Here is a 17517-nt window from a genome sequence, read left to right as displayed (position 1 = left end):
TCAGGCGAAGTAGTTGAGTAAGGTCGTAATGACTGTTCGCTGGTTCACCGGCGACAGATTGTAGAACAGCGGTAAACGCAGCAGGCGTTCGCTCTCTTTGGTGGTGTAACGATCAACACCGGTAAACACGCCGAATTTATCGCCAGCCGGGCAATCATGCAGCGGGATATAGTGGAACACCGCCATAATTTCAGCTTCTTTCAGGAAGTTAATCAACGCCGTGCGATCGTCGATATCGCGCAGTTTGATGTAAAACATATGGGCATTCTGTACGCAACCCTCCGGTATCGAAGGCAGCTCAATACGCCCGGCACGCGCCAGCGGTTCCAGGGCATCGTAATACTTTTGCCACAGCGCCAGACGCTGCTGGTTAATACGATCAGCCGCTTCCAACTGCGCCCACAGATAAGCCGCCTGCAGATCGGACATCAAATAGCTGGAACCGATATCACGCCAGGTATACTTGTCTACCTGGCCGCGGAAAAACTGACTACGGTTCGTCCCTTTTTCACGGATGATCTCTGCGCGCTCGACTAATTTTTTATCATTAATCAGCGTCGCTCCACCTTCCCCGCCTGCGGTATAGTTTTTGGTCTCATGGAAGCTAAAGCAGCCGATGTGACCAATCGTACCCAGCGCACGCCCCTTGTAGGTCGACATGACGCCCTGGGCGGCATCTTCCACCACATACAGGTTATGTTTAGTGGCCAGCCCCATGATGGTATCCATTTCGCAGGCCACGCCCGCGTAATGTACCGGCACAATAGCGCGGGTTTTATCGGTGATCGCCGCTTCAATCAGCGTTTCGTCAATGTTCATGGTATCCGGGCGAATATCAACAAAGACGATTTTCGCGCCGCGCAACACGAAGGCATTGGCCGTAGAGACAAACGTGTAGCTCGGCATAATGACTTCATCGCCAGGCTGGATATCCAGCAGCAATGCCGCCATCTCAAGCGATGCGGTGCAGGAGGGCGTCAACAGCACTTTCTCGCTGCCAAAATGCTGCTCCAGCCACTGCTGACAGCGACGGGTAAAGCCACCGTCACCACACAGTTTGCCGCTATTCATCGCAGACTGCATGTAATCGAGTTCAGTTCCCACCACCGGCGGTGCATTAAATGGAATCATCGTGTCACCTGTATAACCAATACGCGGTGCTTTCCACATTCGCACCACTGTGTATATAACGTTTAAGCGCGGCGGTGTTACCCATTTGGGTCGCCACACGCAATGTGGTTTTACCGCGGGCCTGTGCCCAGCAAAGCGCGGCCTGCATCAGTTCTGCACCCGCACCACGCCCGGCCAGCAGGCCAATTCGCGCCTCGGTCGCATTCAGTTCACGCAGCGAGACATAGCCACGAATCTCACCAGTCGGTTTACGAAAAACGAGGCATTGGTGATCAAACGTCCCCAGCACCGCGTTTTCAATCCACTGTGCGTAAAAACGCGCGCTGGCATCTTCGGCATACCACGGGGCGCGAAAACGACTTTGCGCAAATGCCTGTCCTGCCAGATGGCGTAATACCGGGATATCCGTAGGTTGCGCGACCTGCGCACCGGGGTCGCCGCAGGCACACGTCACCGGCAGTACAAAATCGACTTCACCTTCTACCAGTGAGAAACCCAAATGCTGAAGAGCATCCAATTCATGGCTATTTGCGGCAAGTATTTTTGCTTGTACACGCGACCAGGGCAGCAACGCATCCGCGGTTAGAACCGGCGCGCGTTGGTCAAAACGGACAATGGCGCTATTCACGCCAAAGAACGTATTTTCCCAGCTAAGCGGCTCAATACTGGCGCGGACGAGCACGGAGCAGCTCCAGCAGGTATTGACCATAACCCGTTTTGGCCAGTGAACTGGCGGCACGCTTCACGCCTTCGTCATCCAGCCAGCCGTTACGCCAGGCGATTTCTTCCAGACAGGCTATTTTAAAGCCCTGGCGTTTCTCCACCGTCTGCACAAAAGTGCTCGCTTCAATCAAACTGTCATGCGTACCGGTATCCAGCCAGGCAAAGCCACGCCCAAGCAATTCAACCGTCAGATGTCCGTCATCAAGATACATCTGGTTGATAGACGTAATCTCCAGCTCCCCACGCTCAGAAGGTTTCACGCGTTTCGCGTAATCCACCACTTTGCTGTCATAAAAATAGAGCCCTGTCACCGCCCAATTAGATTTCGGCGCTTTCGGCTTCTCTTCCAGAGAGACTGCGCGAAAATTGTCATCAAACTCAACAACACCAAAACGTTCAGGGTCCATGACCTGATAGCCAAACACCGTCGCGCCTTGCGTTCTGGCGGCTACATGACGCAGTTTTGGACTGAATCCTTGACCAAAGAAGATGTTGTCCCCTAACACCAGGCACGATGGTTCACCGTTAAGAAACGTTTCACCGATAATAAAAGCCTGCGCTAATCCATCCGGGCTCGGTTGCTCAGCATAGTGCAGTTCAATGCCGAACTCAGATCCATCGCCCAGCAAACGCTGGAAATAGCCTTTATCTTCCGGAGTGGTGATAATCAGGATTTCGCGAATTCCCGCCAGCATCAGTACCGATAGCGGGTAGTAAATCATCGGCTTATCGTAAATGGGCAATAGTTGCTTCGATACGCCCCGCGTAATGGGATACAGGCGAGTACCTGAGCCACCCGCCAGAATGATACCTTTCATGCGTTGTCTCCTCCGCAAAACCAGGCTGTTAGCCCTTCAGACCTAAACGTTCGCCCTGGTAACTGCCGTCCTGCACGGGTTTCCACCATGCCTGATTATCCAGATACCACTGCACGGTTTTGCGCATTCCACTTTCAAACGTTTCCTGCGGCATCCACCCGAGTTCACGCGCAATTTTTGAAGCGTCAATGGCGTAACGCAAATCATGGCCTGGGCGATCGTCCACAAAAGCGATCAAGTCGCGGTACTGCGCGATGCCCTGCGGTTTATGCGGAGCCAGCTCTTCCAACAGGCTGCAAACCGTTTCGACAACATCCAGGTTTTTACGCTCGTTATGGCCACCAATATTATAGGTTTCCCCAACCGCGCCCGTCGTCGCCACGCAATAAAGCGCCCTGGCGTGATCTTCTACATACAACCAGTCACGGATCTGTTGACCATTGCCATATACCGGCAACGGTTTGCCCGCCAGTGCGTTGAGGATCATCAGCGGAATCAGTTTTTCCGGGAAATGGTACGGACCATAGTTATTGGAACAGTTGGTAATCAGCGTTGGTAGACCGTAGGTACGCAGCCAGGCGCGAACCAGATGATCGCTGCTGGCTTTCGACGCGGAATAAGGGCTGCTCGGCGCATACGGCGTGGTTTCGGTGAAGAAATCATCTGTGGAATGGAGATCGCCATACACCTCGTCAGTCGAGATATGGTGGAAACGAAACGCCAATTTTTCCTCGCTGGCTAATGTACTCCAGTAAGCGCGCGCCGCTTCCAACAGCGTGTAGGTTCCCACAATGTTGGTTTTGATAAAGGCGGCGGGACCATCAATTGAACGATCGACATGGCTTTCTGCAGCCAGATGCATCACGCAGTTCGGCTGATATTGTTGAAACACCCTGTCGAGCGATGCCCGATCGCAAATATCCACTTTCTCAAAGGCAAAACGGGAATTCTGCGCAACCGGCTCCAGCGACATCAGGTTTCCGGCGTAGGTCAGCTTATCGACCACAACCACCGCATCCTCGGTATCATGAATGATGTGTCGCACAACCGCCGAGCCGATAAATCCCGCTCCACCGGTAACCAGAATTCGTTTCATTAGCGCCAGACCCCTTTGGTATCAACGATGTACTGCTGTTGAACCGCATCGCCTTTGATGCCTTTAAATTCATTATGGTCAACCAACATGACCAACACATCAGCACGTGCCAGAGCATCGTCCAGCGTCGCCAGTTGGCAAATACCATTCAGTTTTTTCGGCAGTTGATGGATGTTCGGTTCCACCACCAGCATTTCGCCTTTGTGCCATTGCGCAATATTCTGCGCAATTCCCATCGCCGGGCTTTCACGCAAATCGTCAATATTGGGTTTGAATGCCAGACCAAAACAGGCAATTTTCACTTCGCTAGCCCGTTTGTTGGTATCCGCCAGACAGTCGGCTACGGCAGCCTTTACCCGATCGACCACCCAATGCGGTTTACCATCGTTTACCTCACGCGCGGTGCGGATCAATTTCGCCTGCTGCGGGTTCTGCGCCACGATAAACCACGGATCGACCGCGATACAGTGTCCACCTACGCCAGGGCCGGGCTGCAAAATATTCACGCGTGGATGCCGGTTTGCCAGGCGAATCAGTTCCCAGACGTTGATCCCCTGATCGGCGCAAATCAGCGACAGTTCATTGGCGAAGGCGATATTGACATCGCGAAAGCTATTTTCCGTCAGCTTACACATTTCTGCGGTGCGGGCGTTGGTCACCACACATTCGCCTTCGAGAAAGATGTTGTACAGCTCGCTGGCGCGCGCGGAACAGACGGAGGTCATTCCTCCAATCACCCGATCGTTTTTAATCAGTTCGACCATTACCTGACCCGGCAGTACGCGCTCTGGGCAATAAGCAATGTTAACGTCCGCCTGTTCACCGACCTGCTGCGGGAAAGTCAGGTCAGCCCGCATTTCTGCAAGCCATGCGGCCATCTGTTCAGTTGCCCCGACAGGTGAAGTGGATTCCAGAATAACCAATGCGCCTTTTTTCAAAACTGGCGCAATAGATTTCGCCGCGGCTTCTACGTAGACCATATCGGGTTCATGATCTCCCTTGAACGGGGTAGGCACCGCAATCAGATACGCATCAGCATCTACGGGTGTCGCGCTCGCACGTAAAAACCCATTTTCGACCGCCGTTTTCACCACCGCACCCAGATCGGGCTCAACGATGTGAATTTCACCGCGATTAATGGTATCCACCGCATGTTGATTTATATCTACGCCAATTACGTGTTTTTGACGGGAAGCAAAGGCAGCCGCCGTTGGCAGTCCGATATAACCCAGCCCAATGACAGAAATGGTCGTAAAACTCATAGCGATATCCGATTATTTTTTAATGCATCTAAAATGCGGTCACATGCCAGCCCGTCTCCATACGGATTATGGGCGCGGCTCATGATCTGATATTCATTGTCGTCATGCAGTAAACGCGTGACTTCTTCAACAATCCGCTGTGGGTCTGTACCTACCAGGCGTACAGTCCCTGCGGTAATAGCTTCCGGGCGCTCCGTTGTTTCGCGCATCACCAGCACAGGTTTCCCCAGAGACGGCGCTTCTTCCTGAATCCCGCCGGAATCAGTAAGGATCAGCCAGGCGTGATTCATCAGCCATACGAATGGCAGGTAGTCCTGCGGTTCAATCAACACCACGTTTTCAACGTGACCCAGGATGCGATTGACCGGCTCACTGACGTTAGGGTTCAGGTGTACCGGATAGACAATCTGCACATTTTGGTTAGACGCGGCTATTTCCGCCAGGGCATGACAGATTTGCTCAAAACCGCGACCGAAGCTTTCCCGACGATGACCGGTCACCAGGATCATCTTTTTATCAGAGCTCAGGAAAGGATAATGTTCTGCCAGTTCAGCACGCAATGCATCGCTCGCCAGTACGCGGTCGCGAACCCAGATCAACGCGTCAATAACCGTATTACCCGTGACGAAAATACGATCATCAGGGATAGCTTCTCGTAACAGATTTTGGCGCGAGTTTTCTGTTGGGGCAAAATGATACATTGCCAGACGCCCGGTCAGCGTACGATTAGCCTCTTCCGGCCATGGTGAATAGAGATCGCCTGTACGTAAACCAGCCTCTACATGCCCCACCGGGATGCGCTGATAGAACGCGGCCAGACTGGTAGCAATCGTGGTTGTGGTATCACCATGAACCAACACCACATCGGGTTTGAATTCAGCCAAAATAGGCTTTAACCCTTCCAGGATGCGGCAGGTTATTTCTGTTAGTCCCTGACCTGGCTGCATAATATTGAGATCGTAGTCAGGTACAATGGAAAAAAGATTCAACACCTGATCTAGCATCTCCCGATGCTGCGCCGTAACGCAAACTTTCGCCTCAAAATCAGGATCTTTTTCCAGCGCATGAACCAGAGGAGCCATCTTAATGGCCTCCGGTCGCGTACCAAATACAGTCAGTACTTTCACATCGATTCTCTTCGGATTGGCAGTGAGAGCCCAGCCCCTCACTGCAACGGCATTGCTAAATCGTACGGCGACGGGTTAACGCGACACCAGCACCGATCAGAGCCCCAACGATACCCCACATAATCATCAGGAAGGCGCGACGAGGGCTGTCACGTTTTACCGGCTCTTCCGGCGTTCTCAAATAACGATAGGTCTGAAAACGCGGATCTAAAGTTGGCCCAACGTTCAGGGTGTTCAGCATGGCCCTGTTCTGGAAATAGTCCATATCGAAATCCGGACCAATTGACTGCAGATTCTCGAGTCGCGCCTGCAACATTGGACGTCCGAGTAAGAACAATTCTGAATCCGGCAATTCATCAGCTGGAACATCTGTGGAAGTACGCGAAATATTATGCTGCTCAGCAATTTTAAGCGCTTGTTCAATGCTGTGGACGCGGCGAGAGAAAATGGATTTTGCCACTTCTTCCTGACGTTTGACCTGCGCTTTCATCTGCACAGTGCGTGCAGCCCATGCGCCTTTTAACTCATCGTTCAGATGACGTGCCGCGCGTTGGCTGGCAAACGCGACGTACTGGCGCAGCAAATTGTTGGCATCAGGAGCCGTCTCGGCAATCAGCTTCACGCTGTCATTGGTATTACGCAGCGTATCGCCAGGCAAAAACTGAATGTTATTGATCAGTTCATCCAGCATCGCCGCATCGGCTTTACTATTACCGACCATACGCTGCTTAAAGTAATCAGTCTGCTGCCAGAATTCTCGGCGTGTATCCCAGGAGGCAAGCTGCATAATGAATTCTTTATAGGCCTCATCCATTACTGACGGTTGGTCCGTGGACGCGAGACTGGCCTTAATATCCAGGTTGCGTAAAAACTGTTGTTGAGAGTAAAAGCCACCCAACATATTGACCGTTGGCCTGTCAGTAATCGCCGTGGCGCTCCACTCCTGACGCGCAAAAAACGTATAGGCGAGGGCCGCTATCGCGAAGGCGAGAGCCATACCGACGATCCACACCTTCCCTGACCACAAGGTACGAAACAACCCACGGATATCCAGTTCATTTTCAGCGCTCACGGCATCTTCCCCCGGTAATGGTTGTCTCATCGCATCCTCAATTTATTTGGTTAAGTCTGGTTTACTTTCACGGTTTCTACGCAGCTTACGCTTCCAACGTTTGATAAATCTCGCTACCTTCCAGGCTCGTTTAATACAGATGTCGTACAAGACAAACGCCAGTAAAAAGAGCACTAACATCACCCACTCCGGGACAATGCGAGAATATTCAGCCAGCACGCCAATAGATGCCAGAATAGCTGCAGCCAGGGTAATCAGGACAAAAGCCTGTCGGGAGGTAAACCCGGCGCGCATGATTAAATGGTGAATATGTTGGCGATCCGGAGAGAAAGGGCTCATGCCCTTGCGTAAGCGACGATACATAATTGCCACCATATCCATTAACGGAATGGCAATAATCCACAAAGCGGTGACCGGGCTGATAGGATGCGTTGGCCCCTGGGTAGTCTCCAGCAGGATCCAAATCACCGTGAAGCCAATCAGCGTACTGCCCGCATCCCCCATAAAAACTTTATAGCGGCGTCCGAGAATACCCAGGTTCAGCAGGATGTAAGGCAGAATGGCGGCGATCATAGCAAAACACCAGATGGCCAGGCTTGTTTGACCATCGAACCACAGGATAAGCCCCATAGCGGCGAATGACACGCTAGATAATCCACCCAACAGACCATCAATCCCATCCACCATATTGAAGGCGTTTATTGCCGCCCAGACGGCAAACAGGGTAAGGAAATATCCAAAAGGACCGAGCACCATCTCCCAAGGGCCGAAAATATAGCCAAGACTTAGCAGATAGAGTTTACCCACCGTCATCATAATGATGCCGATAAGGGCCTGGATGGTTGCGCGGATTTTTACACTGATATCAAAACGATCGTCCAGGGCACCGATAAACACCAGTACACCAGCACAACCCAGGTAGAGAGTAGCATGTGGGATATAATAATCGGCGATAAGAAACGTAAAGCAAATGCCTGCGTAAACTGAAATCCCCCCAACCAGCGGAATCAGTCCCTGATGACGTTTGCGGAAGTTGGGTTTATCCACCAATCCAATCTTTTTCGCGACCTTGCGGGCAAAGAAAAGAAACAGCGTTGTGAATAAAAAAATACTGATGAGATCAGTACTTGCTGTCAATAAATTCACTATACATGCTCTCAGAGAAAATCAATATACGAAGTATAACCATCCCGCCAATTATTCAGAAGAGAAACCCGACTCAATATCAGCTCCATATCAGGTAGTTCTGTATGATTAGCAACCACAAAATACGAATTACAACCCTTCTTCGCCATGCGGTATGTCATACCGTATTATCGTTATTGTGTCGTTAAGATTACAGCCACAAAAGCAAAACGCCACGTAAAAACGTGGCGTTTTCGGATGAGACCTGAATTACGAACGCTTCATCATGTCGAAGAAGTCGTCATTAGTCTTGGTCATCGCCAGCTTGTTAATGAGGAATTCCATGGCATCAATTTCACCCATCGGATGGATGATTTTGCGCAGGATCCACATTTTCTGCAGCTCTTCCTGGGTGGTGAGCAGCTCTTCTTTACGGGTACCGGAACGGTTGTAGTCGATAGCCGGGAAGACGCGTTTTTCAGCAATCTTACGAGAGAGATGCAGTTCCATGTTGCCGGTACCTTTAAACTCTTCGTAGATAACCTCATCCATTTTAGAGCCGGTATCGATCAGCGCAGTCGCGATGATGGTCAGGCTACCGCCCTCTTCCACGTTACGCGCCGCACCGAAGAAACGCTTCGGACGATGCAAGGCGTTGGCATCAACACCACCGGTCAAAACTTTACCGGAAGCCGGAACCACGGTGTTGTAAGCACGCGCCAAACGAGTGATGGAATCGAGCAGAATGATAACGTCTTTCTTGTGTTCAACCAGACGTTTCGCCTTCTCGATAACCATTTCCGCAACCTGAACGTGGCGGGAGGCTGGTTCGTCAAAGGTAGACGCAACCACTTCACCTTTCACCAGACGCTGCATCTCGGTAACTTCTTCCGGACGTTCGTCAATCAGCAGCACCATCAGCACGCAGTCCGGATGGTTGTAAGCAATGCTCTGCGCGATGTTCTGCAGCAGCATGGTTTTACCTGCTTTCGGCGGAGCAACAATCAGACCACGTTGGCCACGACCGATCGGTGATGCCAGATCCAGTACACGCGCCGTTAAGTCTTCAGTAGAACCGTTACCACGTTCCATACGCAGACGAGAGTTTGCGTGCAGCGGTGTTAAGTTCTCAAAGAGGATTTTGTTACGGGCGTTTTCTGGTTTGTCGTAGTTAACTTCGTTAACTTTCAACAGCGCAAAGTAGCGTTCACCTTCTTTCGGCGGGCGAATCTTACCAGAGATGGTATCACCAGTGCGGAGGTTGAAACGGCGGATTTGGCTGGGAGAAACGTAGATGTCATCAGGACCGGCGAGGTAGGAGCTGTCTGCAGAGCGGAGGAAACCAAATCCATCCTGCAATATCTCCAGCACACCGTCACCAAAGATATCTTCGCCACTCTTTGCGTGCTGCTTCAGGATGGCAAAAATAATGTCCTGCTTGCGCATACGAGCCAGGTTTTCAAGGCCCATATTTTCGCCGAGAGTGATCAGCTCAGAAACCGGCGTATTCTTTAATTCGGTAAGATTCATAATGGTGTGAGTTCTTAAACTTGGGGTAAATCTCGAACTTAATGTTGTGAATGGTATGGCAGGGTCATCCATGCCTGTTTACGGCCATCAACTCATGTCTGTTCGCTGTCTGGTCACAGGAAAGTACGCAGAACTGAAACGACAAGACGGATTGAGTGACAAGCCAGGAATCTGTCCACTTCTCGCGCGAGAAACAACGGGAAGTATTGGATATAACTAGATTCAAACTTAATAAGGTATGTTTAATACGAAGTCAACACTAACTTAGCACGACTCAAGTCGGGCGTCCAGTCATCCGAATCATTTCGAAGTATGGTCGCCCGATCATGAGACTTCCTTACGCTAAATTAGCGTCGAGGAATTCTTTCAACTGACCTTTGGATAGCGCGCCGACTTTAGTCGCCGCAACTTCGCCGTTTTTAAACAGCAGCAGGGTCGGGATGCCACGGATACCATACTTCGGCGCGGTGCCTGGGTTTTGGTCAATGTTCAGTTTAGCAACCGTCAATTTGCCCTGATATTCGTCAGCGATTTCATCCAGAATTGGAGCGATCATTTTGCACGGACCGCACCACTCTGCCCAGAAATCAACGAGGATAGCTCCGTCCGCTTTGAGTACATCCGTGTCAAAACTGTCGTCAGTCAGGTGAATAATTTTATCGCTCATATTAACTCCACAGGAATAAGCCTGGTGCGTTGGTGTACTCTTAATCAACGACGTGTTGATGTAGCATTAACCAACTAAAGGTTGACTTTATTTCACCGGATACGCTTTCGTAAAGCAATAGTAAGCTGATATTCTACCACACTATGAGCAAAACACATTTAACAGAACAGAAGTTTTCCGACTTCGCCCTGCACCCAAAGGTGATAGAAGCCCTTGAAAATAAAGGCTTTCATAACTGCACGCCCATTCAGGCCCTCGCGCTGCCGCTAACGCTGGCAGGTCGTGATGTTGCAGGGCAGGCGCAAACCGGTACCGGAAAAACGATGGCGTTCCTGACGTCAACGTTTCATTATCTTCTCTCTCATCCCGCGATTGCCGATCGCAAGGTGAACCAACCGCGTGCGTTAATTATGGCGCCAACGCGTGAGTTAGCCGTGCAGATCCACGCTGACGCCGAGCCGCTGGCACAGACCACCGGTTTGAAATTAGGCCTGGCTTATGGCGGCGACGGTTACGACAAACAGCTGAAAGTGCTGGAAAGCGGCGTCGATATTCTTATCGGCACGACCGGTCGTCTCATCGACTATGCAAAACAGAACCACATTAACCTGGGCGCGATTCAGGTCGTGGTGCTGGATGAAGCCGATCGTATGTACGATCTGGGCTTTATCAAAGATATCCGTTGGCTGTTCCGTCGTATGCCGCCAACCACCCAACGTCTGAACATGCTGTTTTCTGCAACCCTCTCTTACCGCGTTCGCGAACTGGCGTTCGAACAGATGAATAACGCCGAGTACGTTGAAGTCGAACCGGAACAGAAGACAGGTCACCGTATTAAAGAAGAGCTCTTCTATCCTTCCAACGAAGAGAAAATGCGTTTACTGCAAACGCTGATTGAAGAAGAGTGGCCAGATCGCGCCATCGTCTTTGCTAACACCAAGCATCGTTGTGAAGATATCTGGGGTAGCCTTGCCGCTGACGGTCATCGCGTCGGTCTGTTGACCGGTGACGTGGCGCAGAAAAAACGTCTGCGTATCCTTGATGAGTTCACCCGTGGCGATCTCGACATTCTCGTTGCGACGGATGTCGCCGCGCGTGGTCTGCATATCCCAGCCGTAACGCACGTATTTAACTATGACCTGCCGGATGACTGTGAAGATTACGTTCATCGTATCGGTCGTACCGGTCGCGCCGGTGCAAGCGGTCACTCTATCAGCCTGGCCTGTGAAGAATACGCGCTGAATTTACCAGCAATCGAGACCTATATCGGTCACTCGATCCCGGTCAGCAAGTACAACCCGGATGCGCTGATGACCGATCTGCCGAAGCCGTTACGCTTAACGCGTCCGCGCACAGGCAATGGCCCACGCCGTACCGGTGGTGCTCCGCGTAATCGTCGTCGTTCAGGTTAACGTTATATATGCTCACAACCACTTCGCTGTACGCCGCAATTGATTTAGGCTCGAATAGTTTTCATATGCTGGTTGTACGCGAGGTGGCGGGAAGCATTCAGACACTCACGCGTATTAAACGCAAGGTGCGTCTGGCCGCTGGCCTCAACAGCGACAACGTTCTTTCCGCTGAAGCTATGGAGCGCGGCTGGCAATGCCTGCGCCTGTTTGCTGAACGTCTGCAGGATATCCCTCAGCCGCAAATCCGTGTGGTCGCCACGGCAACATTACGCATCGCGGTAAACGCCGATGAGTTTATCGCCAAAGCGCAAGAGATCCTCGGCTGCCCTGTCCAGGTCATCAGCGGCGAAGAAGAAGCGCGGCTGATTTATCAAGGTGTTGCCCACACCACCGGCGGTGCCGATCAGCGTCTTGTTGTTGATATTGGCGGTGCCAGCACTGAACTGGTTACCGGCTCCGGCGCGCAAACCACCTCTCTGTTCAGCCTGTCAATGGGCTGCGTCACCTGGCTCGAAAGGTATTTCACCAATCGTAATCTGGCACAGGAAAACTTTGACGAAGCAGAGAAAGCGGCTCGCGAAGTTCTGCGCCCGGTCGCCGACAAACTGCGTTTTCATGGCTGGAAAGTTTGCGTTGGTGCCTCTGGCACCGTCCAGGCGTTACAGGAAATCATGATGGCGCAAGGCATGGATGAGCGCATTACGTTGGCCAAGCTTCAGCAGCTTAAACAACGCGCCATTCATTGTGGTCGTCTGGAAGAGCTGGAAATAGAAGGGTTAACGCTGGAACGCGCACTGGTTTTTCCCAGCGGACTGGCCATTCTGATCGCCATTTTCACCGAACTGAATATTCAATGCATGACTCTGGCCGGCGGCGCACTACGCGAAGGTCTGGTCTACGGCATGCTGCACTTGCCGGTTGATCAGGACATTCGCAGCCGTACGCTGCGTAATATTCAGCGTCGATTTATGGTCGACACCGATCAGGCGAATCGCGTCACGCAATTGGCTGTACATTTACTCGAACAGGTGAAAGATGAGTGGCATCTTGAAGCCATTTGTCGTGAACTGCTGCAAAGTGCCTGTCAGTTGCATGAAATAGGACTGAGCGTAGAATATAAGCAGGCGCCACTGCATGCCGCCTGGCTGGTACGTAATCTCGATCTCCCGGGCTTTACTCCCGCGCAGAAAAAACTGTTAGCCACGCTGTTGCTCAACCAAACTAATCCGGTCGATCTCTCTTCACTCCACCAGCAAAACGCTGTGCCACCACGCATTGCGGAGCACCTTTGCCGTTTGCTACGCCTGGCGATCATTTTCGCCGCTCGCCGTCGCGACGATTTAGTGCCACATATCACCCTGCAAGCTCAGGATGAGAATCTGACGTTAACGCTACCGGAAGGCTGGCTGGAACATCATCCATTAGGTACCGAGTTAATCGATCAGGAAATACAGTGGCAAAGCTATGTCCACTGGCCACTGGAAGTGCATTAGATGCTGGCTGCCGGATAGCGCTTACGCTTATCCGGCCTCCAAAATACCTATTTCTCTTTGGCTTTCGCCATCATTGCCCGAATGTTAGCAATGCTGGCCTGCCCTTTTTGCATCCGCTCCTCGGCACTCACCACTTTACGCTCCTGTTCCCAGATAACGTCATCTTGTGGTAGTTCCAACAGGAAACGGCTCGGTTCCGGTCGAACCAGTTCACCGTACTGGCGGCGCTCTTTACACAGCGTGAAGATAAGTTCTTTCTGCGCACGCGTAATCCCGACGTAAGCCAGACGACGCTCTTCGTCGATGTTGTCTTCATCGATGCTGCTCTGGTGTGGCAAAAATCCTTCTTCCATTCCCACCATAAATACGTACGGGAACTCCAGTCCTTTTGAAGCATGCAGCGTCATCAACTGCACCTGATCCAACTCTTCTTCGCTCTCTCCGCGCTCCATCATGTCGCGCAGGGTAAAGCGGGTAACGACCTGAGTCAGGGTCATTGGCTCTTCCAGCTCACTACCTTCCAGCATCTCCGTCATCCAGCTGAACAGCGTGTTGACGTTTTTCATACGCATTTCGGCCGCTTTCGGGCTCGGCGAGGTTTCATACAGCCAGGATTCGTAATCAATGCCGTGGATCAGATCGCGTACGGCGGCAACCGGCTCGCGCTCCGCCAGACGTTGAATTTCACCCAGCCAGTGCGTAAAGCGGGTCAGAGAATCATATCCGCGCCCGGTTAGCGTCTGGCTAAGTCCCATATCAAAGCTAGCGGTAAACAGGCTTTTATTACGCGTCATCGCCCATTCCCCCAGCTTTTGCAGCGTGGCCGGACCGATTTCACGCTTTGGCGTATTTACGATGCGCAAAAATGCACTGTCATCATCCGGGTTGCTGAGCACGCGCAGATAGGCCAGCAGATCTTTAATCTCCGGACGCGAGAAGAACGACGTCCCGCCGGAAATTTTGTATGGGATGCGGTTCTGCATCAGAAACTTTTCGAACACTCGCGACTGATGATTACCGCGGTACAGGATGGCGTAGTCTTTATACTGCGTCTTGTTCACAAAGTGATGGGCAATCAGTTCCCCGGTCACGCGTTCTGCTTCGTGCTCTTCATTATTCGCACTCAACACCTTCAGCTCAGCGCCGTAGCCCAGCTCAGAAAAGAGCCGTTTTTCAAAGACGTGTGGGTTGTTAGCAATAAGGATGTTCGCCGCCTTCAGGATACGCCCTGATGAGCGATAGTTTTGCTCCAGCTTCACCACCTGCAGCGCCGGAAAATCTTTGCTTAACAGTACCAGGTTCTGCGGACGTGCCCCGCGCCAGGAGTAGATCGACTGATCGTCATCACCCACGACGGTAAAGCGCGCGCGTTTCCCCACCAGCAACTTCACCAACTCGTACTGGCTGGTGTTGGTATCCTGATATTCATCCACCAGCAGGTAGCGGATTCGGTTTTGCCAACGCTCACGTACTTCTTCATTGCGCTGCAACAGCAGCGTGGGGAGCAGGATCAGATCGTCAAAATCGAGGACGTTACACGCCTTCATATGCGCGTCATACAGACCATAGCAGTGGGCAAAAATACGATCGCGTTCACCCTTTGCACTGGCTGCCGCCTGCGCTGGGGTCATCAGATCGTTTTTCCAGTTGGAGATCGTTGAAATCAATTGTTGAAGGATAAGCTTATCGTCTTCAATTAGCCCTTCGGTCAATTCCTTAAGCAGGGCCACCTGGTCAGTATCATCAAACAACGAGAAGTTCGACTTCATCCCTAGCGCGGCGTATTCACGCTTAATGACATCCAGTCCCAGAGTGTGGAAAGTAGAGATCATCAACCCGCGCGCTTCTTTACGACCCAACGTTTGCGCCACACGCTCTTTCATCTCACGCGCAGCCTTATTGGTAAAGGTTACTGCCGCAATATGTCGTGCCTGATAGCCACATTCACGGATCAGATGTGCGATTTTGTTTGTGATAACACGCGTCTTACCGGAACCCGCTCCCGCCAGCACCAGGCAAGGTCCGGTGACGAATTCGACGGCTTGTTGTTGTCCGGGGTTCAAACGCATAGAGGATTGCTCAATCTGTAAACACGGGGATGTGGATTGTAGCAGAAAGTGACGCCAGGGGGATCGGTCATAGCCCATCGCCGAAGACCACGGATTACATGCTACTATTGCGCCCTGATTTATCACTCAACTCAGAGCACAAACCATGGCAAAAACAGCATCAGCAGTGCATATCCTTGTTAAAGAAGAGAAACTGGCTCTCGATCTTCTGGAACAAATCAAAAATGGCGCCGATTTTGGTAAACTGGCGAAGAAACACTCTATCTGCCCGTCGGGCAAACGCGGCGGCGATTTAGGCGAATTCCGTCAGGGCCAGATGGTTCCGGCGTTTGATAAAGTGGTGTTCTCCTGCCCGGTGCTGGAGCCAACCGGCCCACTGCACACTCAGTTCGGTTATCACATCATCAAAGTGCTGTACCGTAACTAATAAAAAGCCCGGTGTGTTCAACCACCGGGCTTTTTTTTGCCGAATTGCAGCCTCTTAGCCAGCTACAGCAATACGTTTCATATCCGTCATATAGCCACGCAGTTTCTGGCCCACTTTCTCGATAGCATGGCCGCGAATAGCATCGTTTACGTCGCGCAGCTGCGCGTTGTCTACCGCACCTTCGGCAATCGCTTTGCCCAGATCTCCGGTTTGCAGGGTGGTCATGAACTCTTTCAGCAGCGGTACGCACGCGTAAGAGAACAGGTAGTTACCGTATTCTGCAGTATCGGAAATGACTACGTTCATTTCGTACAAGCGCTTACGGGCGATGGTGTTCGCGATCAGCGGCAGTTCGTGCAGTGATTCGTAGTAAGCAGACTCTTCGATGATGCCGGAATCCACCATGGTTTCAAACGCCAGCTCAACGCCAGCCTTCACCATCGCGATCATCAGCACGCCTTTATCGAAGTACTCCTGCTCGCCAATTTTACCTTCAAACTGCGGCGCAGTTTCGAACGCGGTTTTGCCGGTCTCTTCACGCCAGGTCAGCAGTTTCTTATCGTCGTTGGCCCAGTCAGCCATCATGCCTGAAGAGAATTCGCCGGAGATGATGTCATCCATGTGTTTCTGGAACAGCGGCGCCATGATCTCTTTCAGCTGTTCGGACAGCGCATAAGCACGCAGTTTCGCTGGGTTAGACAGACGATCCATCATCAGGGTGATACCGCCCTGCTTCAGCGCTTCGGTGATGGTTTCCCAGCCGAACTGAATCAGTTTTTCGGCGTAAGCCGGGTCAGTACCCTCTTCCACCAGCTTGTCGAAGCACAGCAGAGAGCCAGCCTGCAGCATACCGCACAGGATTGTCTGCTCGCCCATCAGGTCAGATTTCACTTCCGCAACGAAGGACGATTCCAGCACGCCTGCACGGTGACCGCCAGTGGCCGCAGCCCATGCTTTGGCAATCGCCATGCCTTCGCCTTTCGGATCGTTTTCCGGGTGAACGGCGATCAGGGTTGGAACACCAAAACCACGTTTGTACTCTTCACGCACTTCGGTACCCGGACACTTCGGCGCAACCATCACCACAGTGATATCTTTACGGATCTGCTCGCCCACTTCGACGATGTTGAAACCGTGGGAGTAGCCCAGCGCCGCGCCGTCTTTCATCAGCGGCTGTACGGAACGTACAACGTCGGAGTGCTGTTTGTCCGGGGTCAGGTTAACCACCAGATCAGCCTGCGGGATCAGCTCTTCGTAGGTACCTACTTTGAAGCCATTTTCGGTCGCTTTGCGCCAGGAAGCGCGCTTCTCAGCAATCGCTTCTTTACGCAGGGCGTAGGAGATATCCAGACCGGAGTCGCGCATGTTCAGGCCTTGGTTCAGCCCCTGAGCACCGCACCCGACGATGACCACTTTTTTACCCTGAAGGTAGCTTGCGCCATCGGCGAATTCGTCGCGCCCCATAAAGCGACATTTGCCCAGCTGCGCCAGCTGCTGGCGCAGGTTCAGTGTATTAAAGTAGTTAGCCATGGTGATACCTCGTGATGTTGTACTGTCTTATTGTT

At 52.0% G+C, this 17517-nt stretch carries 16 protein-coding genes; 3 read left to right on the top strand and 13 right to left on the bottom strand.

The window, feature by feature from the left end; translation table 11 throughout:
• From rffA to trxA, 11 genes are all read right to left on the bottom strand, one after another.
• Window positions 1-1131: a dTDP-4-amino-4,6-dideoxygalactose transaminase gene (rffA, locus tag OGV52_RS01780; RefSeq protein ID WP_047499570.1), complete on the bottom strand. Its 1131-nt coding sequence runs from the start codon at window positions 1129-1131 to the stop codon at window positions 1-3.
• A 4-nt stretch (window positions 1132-1135) separates the two neighbouring features.
• Window positions 1136-1813, bottom strand: coding sequence for a dTDP-4-amino-4,6-dideoxy-D-galactose acyltransferase (rffC, locus tag OGV52_RS01775; RefSeq protein WP_141876194.1), 678 nt, complete (start codon window positions 1811-1813; stop codon window positions 1136-1138).
• Window positions 1791-2672 (bottom strand): glucose-1-phosphate thymidylyltransferase RfbA, encoded by an 882-nt coding sequence (rfbA, locus tag OGV52_RS01770; protein ID WP_075849018.1) that lies wholly within the window; start codon window positions 2670-2672, stop codon window positions 1791-1793. The genes rffC and rfbA overlap by 23 nt, the downstream gene beginning before the upstream one ends.
• A 28-nt stretch (window positions 2673-2700) precedes the next feature.
• Window positions 2701-3768, bottom strand: a complete 1068-nt coding sequence (gene rffG, locus OGV52_RS01765) for a dTDP-glucose 4,6-dehydratase (protein ID WP_287107988.1) — start codon at window positions 3766-3768, stop codon at window positions 2701-2703.
• Window positions 3768-5030: a UDP-N-acetyl-D-mannosamine dehydrogenase gene (gene wecC / locus OGV52_RS01760; protein WP_287107986.1), complete on the bottom strand. Its 1263-nt coding sequence runs from the start codon at window positions 5028-5030 to the stop codon at window positions 3768-3770. Before wecC ends, rffG begins: the two co-directional genes overlap by 1 nt.
• Window positions 5027-6157: a non-hydrolyzing UDP-N-acetylglucosamine 2-epimerase gene (gene wecB / locus OGV52_RS01755; protein WP_047499573.1), complete on the bottom strand. Its 1131-nt coding sequence runs from the start codon at window positions 6155-6157 to the stop codon at window positions 5027-5029. Before wecB ends, wecC begins: the two co-directional genes overlap by 4 nt.
• A 55-nt stretch (window positions 6158-6212) precedes the next feature.
• A complete protein-coding gene (gene wzzE / locus OGV52_RS01750; protein WP_047499574.1) occupies window positions 6213-7259 on the bottom strand; it encodes an ECA polysaccharide chain length modulation protein in 1047 nt (348 codons plus the stop codon).
• Window positions 7260-7271: 12 nt separating this feature from the next.
• Window positions 7272-8375, bottom strand: coding sequence for a UDP-N-acetylglucosamine--undecaprenyl-phosphate N-acetylglucosaminephosphotransferase (wecA, locus tag OGV52_RS01745; RefSeq protein WP_103767357.1), 1104 nt, complete (start codon window positions 8373-8375; stop codon window positions 7272-7274).
• A 249-nt stretch (window positions 8376-8624) separates the two neighbouring features.
• A complete protein-coding gene (gene rho / locus OGV52_RS01740; RefSeq protein ID WP_002437993.1) occupies window positions 8625-9884 on the bottom strand; it encodes a transcription termination factor Rho in 1260 nt (419 codons plus the stop codon).
• 87 nt (window positions 9885-9971) lie between these two features.
• Window positions 9972-10091, bottom strand: coding sequence for a rho operon leader peptide (locus tag OGV52_RS01735; RefSeq protein ID WP_049259789.1), 120 nt, complete (start codon window positions 10089-10091; stop codon window positions 9972-9974).
• A gap of 130 nt (window positions 10092-10221) precedes the next feature.
• Complete coding sequence (trxA, locus tag OGV52_RS01730) at window positions 10222-10551, bottom strand: thioredoxin TrxA (RefSeq protein ID WP_001280776.1); 330 nt, start codon at window positions 10549-10551, stop codon at window positions 10222-10224.
• 143 nt (window positions 10552-10694) lie between these two features.
• On the opposite strand from trxA, the gene rhlB reads away from it, so the two are divergent.
• On the top strand, window positions 10695-11963 hold the full coding sequence (gene rhlB / locus OGV52_RS01725) for an ATP-dependent RNA helicase RhlB (protein WP_003829013.1): 1269 nt from the start codon (window positions 10695-10697) through the stop codon (window positions 11961-11963).
• Between the two features lie 8 nt (window positions 11964-11971).
• The gene (gene gppA, locus OGV52_RS01720; protein WP_181636113.1) at window positions 11972-13456 is read left to right on the top strand and encodes a guanosine-5'-triphosphate,3'-diphosphate diphosphatase; all 1485 of its coding nucleotides are present in this window, start codon (window positions 11972-11974) and stop codon (window positions 13454-13456) included.
• Window positions 13457-13503: 47 nt separating this feature from the next.
• Here gppA and rep read toward each other — a convergent pair whose 3' ends face one another.
• Window positions 13504-15525: a DNA helicase Rep gene (rep, locus tag OGV52_RS01715; RefSeq protein WP_016157836.1), complete on the bottom strand. Its 2022-nt coding sequence runs from the start codon at window positions 15523-15525 to the stop codon at window positions 13504-13506.
• Window positions 15526-15670: 145 nt separating this feature from the next.
• Here rep and ppiC point away from each other — a divergent pair, with 145 nt between their 5' ends.
• Window positions 15671-15952: a peptidylprolyl isomerase PpiC gene (gene ppiC, locus OGV52_RS01710; protein ID WP_016155104.1), complete on the top strand. Its 282-nt coding sequence runs from the start codon at window positions 15671-15673 to the stop codon at window positions 15950-15952.
• Between the two features lie 54 nt (window positions 15953-16006).
• Here ppiC and ilvC read toward each other — a convergent pair whose 3' ends face one another.
• A complete protein-coding gene (gene ilvC / locus OGV52_RS01705; protein WP_016157835.1) occupies window positions 16007-17482 on the bottom strand; it encodes a ketol-acid reductoisomerase in 1476 nt (491 codons plus the stop codon).
• Between the last annotated feature and the right edge of the window lie 35 nt (window positions 17483-17517).

The organism is Citrobacter sp. Cb041, from assembly GCF_030336655.1.
In the GTDB taxonomy this organism is placed as follows: Bacteria; Pseudomonadota; Gammaproteobacteria; order Enterobacterales; family Enterobacteriaceae; genus Citrobacter; species Citrobacter braakii.
Note: the sequence above shows the minus strand (reverse complement) of the source record. Positions and strands in the feature narration are given on the sequence as shown.

What these genes read in the sequence shown, in the direction of transcription:
- rffA (WP_047499570.1), bottom strand. Translation starts at nt 1,131, where the DNA reads ATGATTCCATTTAATGCACCGCCGGTGGTGGGAACTGAACTCGATTAC.
- rfbA (WP_075849018.1), bottom strand. Translation starts at nt 2,672, where the DNA reads ATGAAAGGTATCATTCTGGCGGGTGGCTCAGGTACTCGCCTGTATCCC.
- rffG (WP_287107988.1), bottom strand. Translation starts at nt 3,768, where the DNA reads ATGAAACGAATTCTGGTTACCGGTGGAGCGGGATTTATCGGCTCGGCG.
- wecC (WP_287107986.1), bottom strand. Translation starts at nt 5,030, where the DNA reads ATGAGTTTTACGACCATTTCTGTCATTGGGCTGGGTTATATCGGACTG.
- wzzE (WP_047499574.1), bottom strand. Translation starts at nt 7,259, where the DNA reads ATGAGACAACCATTACCGGGGGAAGATGCCGTGAGCGCTGAAAATGAA.
- rho (WP_002437993.1), bottom strand. Translation starts at nt 9,884, where the DNA reads ATGAATCTTACCGAATTAAAGAATACGCCGGTTTCTGAGCTGATCACT.
- trxA (WP_001280776.1), bottom strand. Translation starts at nt 10,551, where the DNA reads ATGAGCGATAAAATTATTCACCTGACTGACGACAGTTTTGACACGGAT.
- rhlB (WP_003829013.1), top strand. Translation starts at nt 10,695, where the DNA reads ATGAGCAAAACACATTTAACAGAACAGAAGTTTTCCGACTTCGCCCTG.
- gppA (WP_181636113.1), top strand. Translation starts at nt 11,972, where the DNA reads ATGCTCACAACCACTTCGCTGTACGCCGCAATTGATTTAGGCTCGAAT.
- rep (WP_016157836.1), bottom strand. Translation starts at nt 15,525, where the DNA reads ATGCGTTTGAACCCCGGACAACAACAAGCCGTCGAATTCGTCACCGGA.
- ppiC (WP_016155104.1), top strand. Translation starts at nt 15,671, where the DNA reads ATGGCAAAAACAGCATCAGCAGTGCATATCCTTGTTAAAGAAGAGAAA.
- ilvC (WP_016157835.1), bottom strand. Translation starts at nt 17,482, where the DNA reads ATGGCTAACTACTTTAATACACTGAACCTGCGCCAGCAGCTGGCGCAG.